Genomic DNA, 17,164 nt, shown 5'->3' with positions numbered 1-17,164 from the left:
GCGGGCACGCGTTCGATGATCATGGGGGCGGGGGCCAGCTAGGCGGAAATGCGGCGACAACAGGCAGGGTGAGGCATCTTCATGGTTCGGTCGGTCGGGCAGCGAAGTGACGAGACCCGTGCAGCGGTGTGCGCATGACCCGCCCGGCACGCGTTCGACCGACGCGGACCAGGCGCCCGCGCGTCACCACCCTGCCGCAGCTGCTGGCGACCGCCGTCGAAGCCAACCCGAGCGGCCTCGGCGTCACCTACGCCGACGCCACCGGCGTCCTGGCCGAACTGAGCTACGCCGAGCTCGATGAGCGGTCGACGCGGCTGGCCCGGCTGCTGATCGAGCGCGGCATCGGCCCCGAGGACCTGGTCGCCGTCGGCATTCCCCGCTCGATCGACTCCGTGGTCGCGGTCTGGGCGGTGGCCAAGACCGGCGCCGGTTTCCTCCCGGTGGATCCGAACTATCCGGCCGACCGCGTCGAGCACATGGTCGTCGACTCCGGCGCCGTCTTCGGCCTCACGGTCGCGGGCGTGCGCGCCGATCTGCCCGACCGGGTCGATTGGCTGCCCATCGATACCGCCGACTGCGCCCGGCTGCTGGAGGAGTTCCCGGCCGACCCGGTGACCTACGTCGATCGGGTGCGGCCGCTGCGCGCCGAACATCCGGCGTACGTCATCTATACCTCCGGATCCACCGGCAAGCCGAAGGGCGTGGTCGTCACGCAGGCCGGTCTGTCGAGTTTCTGCGATGAGCAGCGGGAGCGATACCAGGTGACGAGTGCCTCGCGGACACTGCATTTCGCGTCGCCCTCGTTCGACGCGTCGGTGCTGGAGTTGTTGCTCGCGGTGGGTGGCGCGGCCACGATGGTGATCGCGGCACCCACCGTGTTCGGCGGCGAGGAGCTGGCCATCCTGCTGCGGCGCACCGGAGTGACGCACGCGTTCATCACGCCCGCCGCGCTGGCCTCGGTCGAGCCCGCCGGACTGGACGAGTTGCGCGTCGTGGTCGCGGGTGGCGAGGCCTGCCCGCCGGAGCTGGTGCGGCGCTGGGTGATTCCCGTGGCGGGTAGCCGGGCTCGCGAGTTCTTCAACGGATACGGGCCTACCGAGACCACCATCATGACCAATATCAGCGCGCCGCTGGTGCCGGACGAGCCGGTCACCATCGGCGGGCCGATCCGCGCGGTCACCGAATACGTGCTGGACGAGTGGCTGGTGCCGGTGCCCGCCGGTACGGTCGGCGAGCTGTACATCACCGGCGCGCAACTGGCGCGCGGGTACCACGATCGTCCGGGGTTGACGGCGGCTCGGTTCGTCGCGAATCCGTTCGATGCCAGCGGCTCCCGGCTGTACCGCACCGGCGATCTGGTGGTCTGGAACGACCGGAACGAGCTGGAATACCGGGGCCGCAACGACTTCCAGGTGAAGATCCGCGGCTTCCGGATCGAACTCGGCGAGATCGACGCGGTGCTCGCCGCGCACGAGACGGTCGACTTCGCGGTGACCGTCGGACACGACCTGGACACCGGCGCCACAATTCTCGTCTCCTACGTGCACGCCGCACCCGGAAAAGCCGCGGACGCCGCCGAGCTGGCCGCGTTCGCCGAGCAGAGCCTGCCCGCGCACATGGTGCCGACGGTCGTCATGGTGCTCGACACCATCCCGTTGACCCCGGTCGGCAAGCTGGATCGGGCCGCGCTGCCCGCACCGCGCTTGCAGACCAAGGTCTTCCGCGCACCGGTCGGCCCGTTGGAAGAGCTGGTCTCGGATGTGTTCGCGGAGGTGCTCGGCCCCGGTGCGCCGGTCGGCGCCGACGACGACTTCTTCGAGCTCGGCGGCAATTCGCTGATCGCGACGCAGGTGGCGGCCCGGCTCGGCACAGCACTGTCGGCCCGAGTGCCCGCCCGGCTGATCTTCGAAACCCCCACGGTGGCAGGCCTGGCCGAGCGGTTGGAGCCGTTGAAGGGCGCTGACGACCGGCGCGCGCTGGCCCCGATGGAACGACCCGAACACATCCCGCTGTCGCTGGCGCAGCAGCGGATGTGGTTCCTGAACCAGTTCGATCCGGCCTCGGCGGCGAACAACATCCCGTTCGCGATCAGGCTCACCGGGGCGCTGGATCTCGGCGCGCTACAGGCCGCGATCACCGATGTGATCGAGCGGCACGAGACGCTGCGCACCGTGTACCCGGCCATCGACGGTACCGGCTACCAGGTGATTCTGCCTGTCGCGGAGGCGGTTCCGGACCTGGCGCCGAAGCCGCTCGCCGAACCCGAACTGGCCGACTGGCTGCGCGAATTCGCGCTGCGCGGTTTCGACGTCGCCACCGAGGTGCCGCTGCGCCTCGCGCTCGCCGAGCTGTCCGCGAGTGAGCACGTGGTCGTGGTGGTGGTGCACCACATCGCCGCCGACGGCGCGTCGGTCGCGCCGTTCCTGCGTGATCTGCTGGGCGCGTTCCTGTCCCGGCGCAACGGCGCGCCGCCCGCGCTGCCGCCGTTGCCGGTGCAGTACGCCGATTACACGCTGTGGCAGCGCGAGGTGCTCGGCGACGAGCACGATCCGGATTCGGTGGCGGCCGCGCAGATCGCCTACTGGCGCAACGCGTTGGCGGGCATCCCGGACCGCATCGATCTGCCCGCGGACCGCCCGCGCCCGGTTGTCGCGTCCGGCGCAGGCGCGGAGTACACCTTCGAGGTGAGCGCCGAGGTGCACCGCGGACTCACCGAACTCGCCCAGCGGGCGGGCGCTTCGGAATTCATGGTGGTGCACACCGCGTTCGCCGCCTTGCTGGCCCGCCTCACCGGAACCGTCGACATCACGATCGGCACACCGGTCGCCGGACGTGGTGAGCGCGAACTCGACGGGCTCATCGGCATGTTCGTCAACACCCTCGTGCTGCGCACGCCGATCGATCCCGGCGCCTCGTTCACGGACTTGCTCGCGGCGACGAAAGAGACCGATCTGGCGGCGTTCTCGCACGCCGAGTTGCCGTTCGAGCGGTTGGTCGAGGTGCTCGATCCGGTGCGCTCGCAGGCGCATCATCCGCTGTTCCAGGTGGCGCTGTTCTTCCAGAACATGAACAAGGCGCAGGTCGAGCTGCCCGGATTGTCCGCGCAGGCGGTCGAATTCGACGGTGCGGTGGCCAAGTTCGATCTGCAGTTGACCGTGGTGCCCAAGGCCGAGTCCGGCTTCTCGGCCCAGTTCACCTATGCCACAGACCTGTTCGATGAAGCGACGATCGCGCAATTCGCGCATCGTCTGGACCGGCTGCTCGCCGCGGTCGTGGCACAGCCGGAACGGGCGGTCGGCGACATCGACCTGCTCGATCCCGCCGAGCGCGAGCGCATCCTGTACGGCTGGAACGAGACCAGGCATGCGGTGGCGCCGGAGCTGCTGCTCGACGGCTACCGCCGGACCGTCGCGGCACGCCCGTCCGCCACCGCGCTGGTCTACGAGGGCGCGACACTCGCCCACCCGTCGCCCGACCACCACCCCCCATCGAGTCGCTACGCGACGCTCACGTATCGCGAATTCGACGACCGGGTCAACCGCCTGGCCCGGTTGCTGATCGACCGGGGTGTCGGCGCGGAATCGCTGGTGGGGCTCGCGATTCGGCGATCCGTGGACCTCGTGGTCGGCATGTACGCGATCGTGACGGCGGGTGGCGCGTACGTCCCGCTGGATCCGGACCATCCGGCCGAGCGGATCGCGCACATCCTCGACACGGCCCAGCCCGCCTGCGTGCTGACCACCGCGGCGGATGCGATCCAGGTGCCGGACGGCGTCGAGGTGCTGCGGCTGGACGAGATCGACACCGCGGCCTTCGACGGCAGTCCGGTGCGCCCGGACGAATTGCGCCGCACGGTGCTGCCGCAGCACCCCGCCTACGTCATCTTCACCTCCGGTTCGACGGGACGGCCGAAAGGCGTTGCGGTCTCGCACGCGGCGATCCACAACCAGATCGACTGGATGCTGGCGCAGTACCCGCTCGGCCCCGACGACGTATACCTGCAGAAGACGGCGACCACGTTCGACGTGTCGCTGTGGGGTTTCTTCATGCCGCTGCGGGCCGGCGCGACCCTGGTGGTCGCCACCCACGACGGTCACCGCGATCCCGCCTACGTCGCGGAAACCATTGCCGCGCAACGGGTGACGGTCACCGACTTCGTGCCCTCGATGCTGACCGTCTTCGCCGCGCACGCGGCCGCCGACGCGGGGCCGACGCTGCGCGAGGTCTTCGTGATCGGCGAGGCGCTGCCCCCGGAGACCGTCGCCGCCTTCGGCGCGGTATCGCAGGCGCAACTGCACAATCTCTACGGCCCGACCGAGGCCGCGGTGTCGGTGACCTATTGGCCCGCCGACGGTTCGGACAGCCGCTCGGTGCCGATCGGCCTGCCGCAGTGGAACACCCAGGTCTACGTGCTCGATGCCCGGTTGCGCCCGGTGCCCGCGGGCGTCCCCGGCGAGCTGTACCTCGCAGGTGACCAGCTGGCCCGCGGCTACGTCCGGCGGCCGGACCTGACCGCGGATCGCTTCCTGGCCAACCCGTTCGGTTTCGGCGAGCGGATGTACCGGACCGGCGACCTGGTGGTGTGGCGCGCGGGCAGCGCGGGCCGGTCGCATCGGCTGGAGTACCTCGGCCGCACCGATTTCCAGGTCAAGTTCCGCGGTCAGCGGATCGAGCTGGGGGAGATCGAAACGGCGTTGCTGGCACAGCCTTCGGTGAGTCAGGCGGTCGCGTTGGTCAGCCAGTCGACGCTGGGGGACCAGTTGGTGGCCTACGTGGTGCCCGCGCCCGGGACGTCGGTGGAACAGCCGGCGCTGCTGGCCGCGGTCGCCGAAACCCTTCCGGCCTATATGGTTCCGGCCGCAATCGTCGTCCTCGACGAGCTCCCGCTGAACCCGTCCGGCAAGCTCGACCGCAGGGCGCTGCCCGAGCCGGCCTTCGCCGCTCGCGAATTCCGCGCTCCCGCAACGCCGGTCGAAGAGATCGTCGCCGAGGTGTTCGGCGAGGTGCTCGGGTTGAGCCGGGTCGGGGCCGATGACGATTTCTTCGCCCTCGGCGGCAATTCGCTGATCGCCACCCAGGTCGTCGCCCGGCTCGGTGCCGCGGTCGATGCCCGCGTGCCGGTGCGCACGCTGTTCGAGACACCGACGGTGCAGGCGCTGGCCGCCGCGATCGAGTCACAGACCCACGCTGCGCGCGGCATCGCGCTGGGCAGCATCGCGCGGCCGGACGAACTGCCACTGTCCTTGGCGCAGCGGCGGATGTGGTTCCTGAACCGGTTCGACCAGTCCGATGACGGGTCGGCCGGTTCGGCCGCCTACAACCTGCCGTTCGCCCTGCGATTGACCGGGGCGCTGGATGTCGAGGCGCTGGGTGCCGCGCTCGAGGATGTGGTGGGCCGGCACGAGGTGCTGCGCACCGTGTACCCGGAGACCTCCGCCGGTCCGGTGCAGGTGGTGCTGCCCGCGAGCCGGGTGACCCTCGATGTCGCCGCGCGGCCGGTGACCGCGGCGGCGGTACCCGCCGAGGTGTATGCCCTGGCGTCCACCCCGTTCGACGTCACCGATGAAGTGCCGCTGCGGGTCCGGCTGCTCGAGATCACCGACAGCGCCGACGAATCCGATCATGTGCTCGCGGTGGTCGTGCATCACATCGCCGCGGACGCGTCCTCCATGGGTCCGCTGGTGCGTGACGTGATGGTCGCCTATGCCGCGCGGACCGCGGGCGAGGCGCCGGGCTGGGCTCCGTTGCCGGTGCAGTACGCGGACTACGCGCTGTGGCAGCGTGCGGTGCTCGGCGATGAGTCCGATGCGGAATCGATTGCGGCGCAACAGATCGACTTCTGGCGCAAGCAGCTGTCCGGGTTGCCGGATCTGCTCGAGTTGCCGACGGACCGATCGCGTCCGGCGATCGCATCGATGGCCGGTGCGCGGGTCGATGTGCGGATTGATGCGGCTACTCATGCCGGTTTGGTGGAGTTGGGCCGGGCGCACGGGGCGACGTTGTTCATGGTGGTGCACACCGCGCTCGCGGTGCTGCTCGCCCGGTTGTCCGGGACGGGAGACATCGCGATCGGCACGCCGGTGGCGGGTCGCGGTGAGCGTGAACTCGACGATCTGATCGGCATGTTCGTCAACACCGTCGTGTTCCGCAGCATCGTGGACGGCGCGGAATCGTTCACGGATCTGCTCGCGCGGCAGCGCGACACCGATCTGCAGGCGTTCGCGCACGCGGACATTCCGTTCGAGCGGTTGGTCGAGGTGCTGAATCCGCCGCGTTCGACGGCGCATCATCCGCTGTTCCAGGTGGGCCTGTCGTTCCAGAACATCGCGCACACCGCACTCGAATTGCCGGGCCTCACGGTGGCCGGCGTCGATGCCGACCTCGACGTGTCGCAGTTCGACCTGCATCTGATCGTGGGCGACAGCTACGACGAATCCGGGGTGCCCGCCGGCATCGGTGGCTTCTTCACCTATGCCACCGATCTTTTCGACGCCGCCACGGTGCAGGGCTTCGCGGCACGGTTGGCGCAGGTCTTGGCCGCGGTGGTCGCCGACGTGGGCACGCCGGTCGGTGACATCGACATTCTTGTTCCCGGAGAACGGCATTCGGTGCTGTCGGAATGGAACGACACCGCGCACCGGGTCGATCCGGCCGCCACGTTGCCGTCGTTCCTGCGCCGGTCGGTGCTGGCCGCCGCACCGGAGGCGGTCGCCGTGGTGGCCGACCTGCCCGACGGTTCGCGTCACGAGCTGACCTATGTCGAACTCGACACGCGCGTGAATCGGCTTGCCCGCTACCTGATCTCGCGCGGCGTCGGCCCCGAGTCCCGTGTGGCGCTGGCTTTCCGGCGATCGGTGGACCTGGTCGTCGCGATGTACGCGGTCGCCAAAGCCGGTGGCGCGTATGTACCGGTCGACCCGGACCAGGCCGCCGAGCGCACGGACTACATTCTGGCGACGGCCGCGCCGGTCTGCGTGCTGACCGATGCCGACGCCGATTTCGACACCGCCGCGGCACCGGTCGTGCGACTCGACGACCTGGTGCTGAGCTCGTTCGCCAGCGGACCGCTCGCGGACACCGAGCGGGTCGCGCCGCTGCGGCCCGAGCACACCGCGTACGTGATCTTCACCTCGGGCTCGACCGGCAGGCCGAAGGGCGTCGCCGTGTCGCACGCCGCGATCGCCAACCAATTGCAGTGGAAGATCGCCGAATTCGGCCTGTCCGGGCACGACGCCGTGCTGCTCAAGACGGCCGCGACGTTCGACCTCTCGGTGTGGGAGTTCTGGTCGGCGGTGGTCTGCGCGGGCAAGCTGGTGATCGCCGCGCCCGATGGACACCGTGACCCGGCCTATCTCAATGACCTGATCATCCGGGAGGCGGTGACGACGCTGCACGTCGTCCCGTCCATGCTGGACGCGCTCCTGGTGCACACCAGCACGGCGGCCTCGGCCCAGCCCTCGCCGCTGACCCGCGTGCTCGCCATCGGTGAGGCCCTGCCCGCCGCACTGGCACAACGCTTCCTGGCCGCGCAGCCCGAGGTGGCGCTGTACAACCTGTACGGACCGACCGAGGCCGCGGTGTCGATCACCCGGCATCGAGTCACCGCGGACGACCAAGCCGTCGTGCCCATCGGCACACCGGAGTGGAACAGCCGGGCCTACGTGCTCGACAGCAGGCTCCGCCCGGTACCGGTCGGTGTCTCCGGTGAGCTGTACTTGGCCGGCGCGCAATTGGCGCGTGGCTATTTCGGCCGCCCGGATCTGAGCGCGGATCGGTTCGTGGCCAACCCGTTCGAGCCCGGTGCGCGGATGTATCGCACCGGCGACCTGGTTGCCTGGACCGGCTCGGGCGAGCTGGAATACCAGGGGCGCACCGACTTCCAGGTGAAGGTCCGTGGCTTCCGGATCGAACTCGGTGAGATCGAGGCCGCGCTGCTGGCGCTGCCCGAGATCGCGCAGGCCGCGGTGGTCGCCAAATCCGACGCCAAAACCGGTGACCGGCTGGTGGCCTACTTGGTCGCTGCCCAGCCGTCCGCCGCGCCGGCGGCCCCCACCTCCTTCGCCGTCCAAGCCGCGTCTTTCGCCGCGCAGGCCGCCGAGGCGGCCGGTGCCGCCGCCGCGGGTCTCGATGTGGCGCAGGTGAAGTCGGCGCTGAGCGAAGGTTTGCCGTCGTACATGGTGCCGTCGGCGTTCGTGGTGCTCGATCGCTTGCCGTTGAATGTGAACGGCAAGCTGGATCGTAAGGCGTTGCCGGAGCCGGAGTTCGAGGCGCAGGTGTTCCGTGCGCCGTCGACGCCGATCGAGGAGATCGTGGCCGCGGTGTACGCCGAGGTGCTCGGTGTCGAACGGGTCGGCGCGGACGACGATTTCTTCGCCCTCGGCGGTAACTCGTTGCTGGCGACCCAGGTCGCGGCCCGCATCGGTGCGGCGCTGGATTCCCGGGTACCGGTGCGCGCGCTGTTCGAGGCCGCCACCGTCGCGGGACTCGCGATCAAGGTGGAGCATCTCGCGGGCGAGCGCACCCGCACGCCGCTCGTCGCGCAGTCACGGCCCGACCACATTCCGCTGTCCTTCGCCCAGCAGCGGATGTGGTTCCTCAACCAGTTCGACACCGCCGCGGCCGTTTACAACATCCCGGTGGCCATCCGGCTGTCCGGCGACCTGGATGTCGACGCGTTGCAGCAGGCCGTCACCGACCTGGTCGCCCGGCACGAGATCATGCGCACCGTCTACCCGGAGACGCTGGACGGCCCGCAGCAGCGCATCCTCGCGCCGCACGAGGTGCTGGTCGACCTCGCGCCCGCCCAGATCGGCGAGGAGCGGGTCGCGCACGAGGTGCAGCGCATCGTCGCCGCCGGTTTCGACGTCACCATGGAGGTGCCGTTCCGCGCCAGGCTGTTCCAGCTCGCGGGCAGCGAGTACGTCCTGGTGTTCGTCGCCCATCACATCAGTGCCGACGGCTGGTCGATGGGTCCGTTGACACGAGATCTGATGCTGGCCTACGCCGCCCGCAGCGGAGGCGAGGCGCCCGCCTGGTCGCCGCTGCCGATCCAGTACGCCGACTACGCGCTCTGGCAGCGCACCGTGCTCGGCGACGACGACGATCCCGATTCCGTCGCAGGCACCCAACTGGCCTACTGGACAACCGAACTCGCCGACCTGCCGGATGAGCTGAACCTGCCGACCGATCGGCCGCGCCCGCCCGCGCAGAGCTTCGCGGGCGGCAAAACCCACTTCGTCGTCGACGCAGAGGTGCACGCCGCGCTGGTCGAGGTGGCCAAGCGGCACAACGCCACCCTGTTCATGGTCGTGCACACCGCGCTGGCGGTGTTCCTGGCCCGCCTGTCCGGGACCGAGGACGTCGTGGTCGGCACCCCGATCGCGGGCCGCGGCGAGGCCGAACTAGACGACCTGATCGGCATGTTCGTCAACACCCTGGTGCTGCGCACCCGGGTCGCGCCGCAACTCGGCTTCACCGAATTGCTGGCCGCGAACCGGGAAACCGATCTGCGGGCCTTCGCGAACGCGGACACCCCGTTCGAGCGGCTGGTCGAGGTGCTCGATCCGGAGCGTTCCGCCGGGCGGCATCCGCTGTTCCAGGTGGCGCTGTCGTTCGAGAACCTCGCCGCCACCAGCTTCGAGCTGCCCGGGCTGAGTTTCGCCGCGCTCGATCCAGCCGCGGACACCGCCAAATTCGATCTGCTGCTCACCCTGCGCGAGCAGCGCACCGAGGCCGGCGCGGAGGCCGGGCTCGCCGCCGAATTCACCTACGCCCGTGACCTGTTCGACGAGACGACGGTCACCGATTTCGGCCGCCGGTTCCGCCGTATTCTTGCCGCGGTCGCGCGGGATCCCGGGATCGCGGTCGGTGATCTGGAGATCCTGGACGATTCGGAACGCGCCGACCTGATCTCCCGGGTGGGCGCCGAGGCGGTGCCGCCGCGCACCCTGGCCGAGCTGATGGCCTCGGCGGTGACCCGCAACCCCACCGGCCCCGCCATCGTGGTGCACGGGCGGGCCTTCAGCTACGTCGAACTCGACGCCGCCTCTTCGCAATTGGCGCGCTCGCTGATCGACCGCGGCGCCGGGCCGGATGTGCTGGTCGCGGTGGCGATCCGGCGTTCGGTCGAATCGGTGCTCGCGCTGTGGGCGGTGGCCAAGACCGGCGCCGCGCTGGTGCCGATCGATCCGACCTATCCGGCCGAGCGCATCGCGCACATGGTCACCGACTCGCAGGCGTATCTCGGCGTGACGCTGACCGCGGAGCTCGGCACGTTGCCCGCGATGGCGGGCGGACGGCCGTGGCTGGTACTCGACGACCGCGACTTCACCTACGACGTCGCGTCCCGCTCGGACCGGCCGATCAGCTTCAGCGAGCGGCACGGCCCGATCCGCAGCAGCAACGCCGCGTACGTGATCTACACCTCCGGCTCCACCGGCCTGCCCAAGGGCGTGGTGGTGACGCACGCGGGCCTGGCCAATTTCAGTGCCGAGCAGGTGGAGCGCTATCAGCTCGACCAGTCCACGCGCGCACTGGCTTTCGCCTCACCGTCGTTCGACGCCTCGATGCTCGAGCTACTGCTCGCGCTGGGTTCGGCGGGCGCGCTGGTCGTCGCGCCGCCACTCACCTTCGGCGGCGCCGAACTGGCGAGCCTGATCCAGGAGGAGCAGGTCACGCACGCCTTCCTCACCCCGTCGGTGCTCGCCTCGCTGGACCCGGACGCCCTGTCCGGCATGCGGGCGATCGTCGCGGGCGGAGAAGCGGTGCCCGCCGATCTGGTGACCAAGTGGGCGGGCGACGAGCAGCGGCGTTTCCACAACGGCTACGGGCCGACCGAGACCACGATCATGACCAACATCAGCGATCCGCTGCGCCCCGGCGAACCGGTCACCATCGGTGGCCCGATCCGCGACATGCGCTCACTGGTGCTCGACAGCAGGTTGCGCCCCGTGCCCGAAGGCGTTGCGGGCGAACTGTATCTGGGCGGCATCCAGTTGGCCCGCGGCTACCACGCGCGGCCCGGCCTTACGGCCGCCCGCTTCGTGGCCGACCCGTACGGTGCGCCCGGCGAACGGCTCTACCGCACCGGTGACGTGGTGCGCTGGCGGCGCGGTAGCGCCGCGCCCGAGGTGGAGTACGTGGGCCGCAACGACTTCCAGGTGAAGGTGCGCGGCTTCCGGATCGAACTCGGCGAGATCGACGCCGCGCTGACCGGGCAACCGGGCGTCGAATTCGCGGTCACCGTCGGCCGCGAATCCGGTTCCGGCGCCACGATGCTCGTGTCCTACGTGCTGCCCGCGCAGGGCGCCACCCTCGACATCGCCGCGCTCACCGAGGAATTGGGCGCGATCCTGCCGGAATACATGGTGCCGACCGCGATCGTCGAACTCGACGAGATCCCGTTGACGCCGGTCGGCAAGCTGGATCGGCGCGCGCTGCCGGAACCCGCACTGGCGACCGCGGCCTATCGCGCGCCGCAGACCCAGGCGGAACTGGCCATCGCCGAGGTGATCGGCGAGGTGCTCGGCCTCGACCGGGTCGGGCTGGACGACGACTTCTTCGCGCTCGGCGGCGACAGCATCGTCTCCATCCAGGTCGTATCGCGCTGCCGCGCCCGGGGCGTGACCTTCACGCCCCGCGCGGTTTTCGAGTCGCGCACGGTCGCGGCGCTGGCCCGGGTCGCGGTGGTCGAGGACGGTCCGGGCGACGAATCCGGTGACCTGCCGTTGACGCCGCACGCGGCCCGGCTGCTCGACGCCGGCGTCGAGGTGCGCGCCATCGCGCTGGACGTGCCGGACAGCTGCGCCGTCGAGGCCGTGCACGCCGCTGTGGGCAAGGTGCTCGACCAGCATCCGATGCTGTGGGTGCGGCTCGATCGCGCGGGCGAGGCCCCGGTGCTGCGCATCCCGCCGGTCGACGAGCGCACCGGCGAGGCGTTCCGCAGGCTGGATCCGCAGCACGGCGAGACGTCGCTGCCGATCGACGACGTGGTGCAGGCCGCCGCCGCGGCACTGGATCCCGAACAGGGACGCAATATCCACTTCGTGCTGACCGGCGGGCCGGAAGGCCGATCGACGCTGATCGTGGTCGCCAACGGCCTTGTCGTGGACGACATCTCGTGGCGCACCATCGTCGATCAGTTGACCGCCGCGTGGAGCCGCGGCAGGCATGCCGCCCCCGCCGCGCCGGAATCCGGTCTCGGCGTGCTGATCCGGGCATTGTCGACGCGGGCGCACGATCTGCGCACCGTCGGTGAGCTGGGCTGGTGGGAGCGGGCGCTGGGGGCCGTGCCCGCCGCTGCCGACACCGATCAGCTGGATCTGCGGACCCGCAGCCGGGTCTCGCTGGCCATCACCGCCGAAGGCGCCGCCGCGGTCGCCGCCGTCGCGGCGGCCTATCACACCATCGTGGACGACGTGCTGCTCACCGCGGTCGCGCTGGCGTTGCAGACCTCGGCGCAGGAGTCCGTCACGCGCGCCGTCGGTTCGCTGATCCGGCTGTCCGCCGATCAGCGGTCCGCGACCAACGCCGACGAGAGCATGGTCGGCGGTTTCACCACCGAGTTCCCGCTGCCGTTGCGGCTCAGCCGGATCGACACCGCCGAGGCCCTGGTCGGCGGTCCCGCCGCGGGTGCCGCCCTGGCCCAGATCAAGGAATCGCGCCGGGCGGTGCCTTCGCAGGGCGTCGGTTACGGCCTGCTGCGCTACCTGAACGCAGACACCGCGGACGAGCTCGGCGTGCTCGGGCGCGGCCGATTCGCGTTGCGCTACCGGGATCTGCGCCCGGCCCGGGTGCACACCGATATCGCCGCCGACGATCTGCTGCTCGACCTGACCGTCGACGCCACCGACGACGGACTGCTCGCCCGATTCGACTACGCCACCGCGGCGTTCGCCGCCGACGAGGTGAAAACCTTTGCCGAGCATTGGATCCGGGCGCTCGGCGGGTTGGCCGAACACGGCTTGCACCCGGACGCGGGCGGTTTCACGCCGTCGGACTTCGGTCTGGTCCGGCTGAACCAGACCGGCATCGACCGGCTCGCCGCCGCCTACCCGAACCTCACCGACGTATGGCCGGTGACGCCGCTGCAGTCGGGCATGCTGTTCCACGCGCTACTGGCCGAGTCCTCGATCGACGCCTACACCACCCAGTTCGTGCTCGACCTGGGTGGCGCGGTGGACGCCACCCGGATGCATCGCTGCGCGCAGGCCGTGCTGGACCGGCACGACAACCTGCGCGTCGCCTTCGCCGAGGACGCGGAGGGCAAACCCCTGCAGATCGTGCAGGATTCGCTCGACGTGCCGTGGCGGCTGATCGATCTCGCGCAGTTGGAGCCGGGTGCCGCGACCGCCGAACTGGACCGGATCAAGGCGGCCGACCTCGCGGACCACTTCGACATGCGGACCGCCCCGCTGCTGCGTTTCGCGCTGATCCGCTCCGCGGCCGACAGCTACCACCTGCTGGTCACCAGCCATCACATCCTGATCGACGGCTGGTCGATGCCGCTGCTGATGAAGGACCTGCTGACGCTGTACGCGCTCGGCGGCAACGCCCGGCACCTGCCCAAGGTGCCGTCGTATCGGAACTATCTCGCCTGGCTGGGCGCGCAACCCGCCGACGCGGCCCGCGACGCCTGGCGCGCGGCGCTGGCCGGTGTCACCGAGCCGACGCCGCTGGCGCCGGTCGACCCCGGTCGCGAGATCTCTTCGGGCGTCGGCGAAGTCGGCTTCGAGCTGGCGCCGGCGGACACCACCGCGCTCACCCGCCTCGCCTCGGGGCTCGGCGTCACGGTGAACACCGTGGTGCAGGCGGCCTGGGGTCTGCTGATCGGGCGCAGTGTCGACCGCGACGATGTGGTCTTCGGCGCCACCGTGTCCGGCCGGCCGCCCCAGCTCGACGGCGTGGAGAGCATGGTCGGCCTGTTCCTCAACGCGATCCCGGTGCGGGTGCGGCTCGGGGCGACCGACACCCTCGGCGGCCTGCTGCGCCAGCTGCAAGCCGAACAGGCCGGACTGCTCGATCACCACTATCTCGGCCTGAGCGACATCCAGGAAACCGTCGGTGTGGAAGGACTTTTCGACTCCCTGGTGGTGTTCGAGTCCTTCCCCGTCGATCGGGAGGGACTGGAGAAGGCCAGCGCGATCGACGGTATGAACATCACCGGTGTCGGCGCGGTCAACGGGACGCACTATCCGCTGACCGTCATGGTGGTGCTCGACAGCCAGCTGCGGGTGTCGGTGAAGTACCTGCGCGACCTGTTCGACGAGGCGACGGCACAGGCGCTGGCGGAACGACTTTCGGCGCTGATCCGCCGCTTCGTGACCAATCCGCAGGCCCGCGTCGCCGACATCGACGTGCTGCTCGACGGGGAACGCGCCGAACTGGCCGCCCGCAACGGCACCGACGTGCCGGACCTGTTGGACGAAGCCACCCTGCTGTCGCTGTTCGACGCGCAGGTGGCGCGGACGCCGGACGCGCCCGCGGTGCGCTTCGGCGAGGTCACGCTCAGTTATGCCGATCTGGACCTGCGTTCCCGCGCGCTCGCCGCCGAATTGATCCGCTGGGGCGTCGGCGCGGAATCGCTGGTGGCCGTGGCCATGCGGCGAAGCATCGATCTGGTCGTCACGATCTACGGCGTGCTGCGTTCGGGTGCCGGATACCTGCCGATCGACCCGGACCATCCGACCGAGCGCAACGAGTTCGTGCTCGACGCCGCGGCGCCCGCGTGCGTGCTGACCACCACCGGCGACGCGTTCGACACCGACGCCGCGGTGCCGGTCGTCGCGGTCGACACGCTGTACCTGCCGCTGGATGCGGTGTCGCCCGCGGACCCGGAGATCACGCCGGACAACGTCGCCTACGTCATCTACACCTCGGGCTCCACGGGCCGTCCCAAGGGCGTGATGATCACCCATCGCCAGATGGTGAACCAATTCCGGTGGGCGCAGTGGATCTACCCGCACGACGCTTCGGATGTGGTGCTGCACAAGACGCCGATCACCTTCGACATCTCGACGTGGGAGTTGTTCTGGCCCTTGCAGACCGGCGCGGCGATCGTCGTCGCCGAGCCCGACGGGCATCGCGATCCGGCTTATCTGGCCCGGGTGATCGCCGAATACGGCGTCAGCACGGTGCATTTCGTGCCGTCGATGCTGGATGCCTTCCTGGATCCGGCGCTCGCCGCGCAACTTCCGACGCTGCGGCGGGTGTTCGCCGCGGGCGAGGCGCTCACCGGCGAGACCGCGGCGCGCTTCGCCGCCACCATTCCCACCGCCCAGCTGGTCAACTGGTACGGGCCCGCGGAAGCCACCGTGGTCACCGACTATCCGGTGCAGGACAGCGGCGTCGTCGCCGTTCCGATCGGCACGCCGGTCGCGAACACCCGGGTGCACGTGCTCGATCGGCAGCTGTGCCCGGTGCCGATCGGCGCGGCGGGCGAGCTGTACATCTCGGGCGTGCAACTGGCCCGCGGCTACCTCGGCGCCCCGGCCCTCACCGCCGAACGGTTCGTCGCGCACGAGGGCGGTACCCGGTTGTACCGCACCGGTGACATCGTGCGCTGGCACGGTGCTGCCCTGGAATACCTGGGCCGCAGCGACTTCCAGGTGAAGCTGCGCGGCCAGCGGATCGAGCTCGGCGAGATCGAGACGGTGTTGCTGGGGCATCCGTCGGTGCGGCACGCCGCGGTCGCGCTGGTCCACGGCAGCACCGGGGACCGGCTCGTCGGCTACCTGGTCGCCGCGCCGGGGGAGGTCGTCGACAACGCCGCGGTGCTGAGCCACGCGCGCGGTGCGCTGCCGTCCTACATGGTGCCGTCGACGTTCGTCGTGCTGGACGCGCTGCCGCTCAACCCGAGCGGCAAATTGGACCGCAAGGCCCTGCCCGTACCCGAATTCGCCGCGCGCCCATACCGTCCGCCGACGACCCCGCTGGAGCGGACCATCACCGAGGTCTTCGCCGAGGTGGTCGGCGCCGAGCAGGTCGGCCTGGACGACGACTTCTTCGACATCGGCGGCAATTCGCTGGTGGCGACCCGTGCGGTCAGCAGATTGCGCACGCTCACCGGGGCCGAGGTCCGGGTGCAGTGGTTCTTCACCGACTCGACCCCGGCGGCGCTGGCCACCCGCATCCTGGCCGCGCTCGCCGGCGACCACGACTACGACCTCGAATCGAACGCCGCGCTCGGCGTGCTGCTCTCGATTCGCACCAGGGTGCCGCACGACACCGCGGCCGCCGAGCCGCTGTTCTGCATCCACCCGATGTACGGATTGTCCTGGTGCTATGCGGGTCTCGCGCGCTACGTACCCGCCAGCACACCGATCTTCGGCCTGCAATCGCCGGCGCTGTCCGAGGACGGCTACCTGCCGACCTCGCTGGCCGAAATGGCCACCCGGTATGTCCGGGAGATCCGCGCGGTGCAGCCGGAGGGGCCGTACCGGCTGCTCGGCTGGTCGCTCGGCGGCGTGCTCGCGCACGCCATCGCGACGGAACTGCAGGCCGCGGGCGAGCAGGTCACGTTGCTCGCCATGCTCGACAGCCATCCCGACATCGATGTGACGGACTTCCGCGCGGCGATTCGGGAGGCGCTGGCCGAACTCGGCATCGGCGCGCACGCGCTGCTGCCCGAGGACGGTGACATCCACGACCTCAGTGAAGAGGCGCTGGCCGCGCTGCACGCGACCATTCCGCCGGACATGGCCGTGCTCACGCCGGAGCGGGTGCGCCGGATCTACCGCAGCGCCGTGCGTTCGGCCGAGCTCATCGCCGAGCACCGGCCCGCGGTATTCCGCGGCAGGCTCGACTACTTCAGCGCCGCCGGTCACGAGACCGCGGCGCAGAATTGGTACCCGCTGGTCGAGGGCCGTGTCGAAGATCACCCGATCGGTGTCCCGCACGATCAGATGACCTCGCCGGAAGCCTTGGCGGACATCGGTCCGGCCCTGTCGCGCCTGCTCGATCCGCGTACCGGGGACACGGCGCGCAGATCGGGTCTGACGTGACGAAATCGAGACTGCTCAGGCATGATGGGCAACGCTGCGGTAACGGTGACCCCTGTCGGCACGACTACATAGGCCGTATGGTCTGGCGCAGGTGTGCCCAGGGCGCTATCGCCGGCGCGTGGGGCATGCAGATGACATTTCGAGACGAAGCGAAGGTGCGAAAT

At 70.2% G+C, this 17,164-nt stretch carries 1 protein-coding gene; it reads left to right on the top strand.

The window, feature by feature from the left end; all coding sequences use genetic code 11:
• Positions 1-134: 134 nt before the first annotated feature.
• Positions 135-17,000 (top strand): non-ribosomal peptide synthetase, encoded by a 16,866-nt coding sequence (locus TY25_RS39225; RefSeq protein ID WP_042265190.1) that lies wholly within the window; start codon positions 135-137, stop codon positions 16,998-17,000.
• Positions 17,001-17,164 lie beyond the last annotated feature (164 nt).

Source organism: Nocardia brasiliensis NBRC 14402 (genome assembly GCF_000308475.2).
Classification (GTDB): Bacteria; Actinomycetota; Actinomycetes; order Mycobacteriales; family Mycobacteriaceae; genus Nocardia; species Nocardia brasiliensis.
Note: the sequence above shows the minus strand (reverse complement) of the source record. Positions and strands in the feature narration are given on the sequence as shown.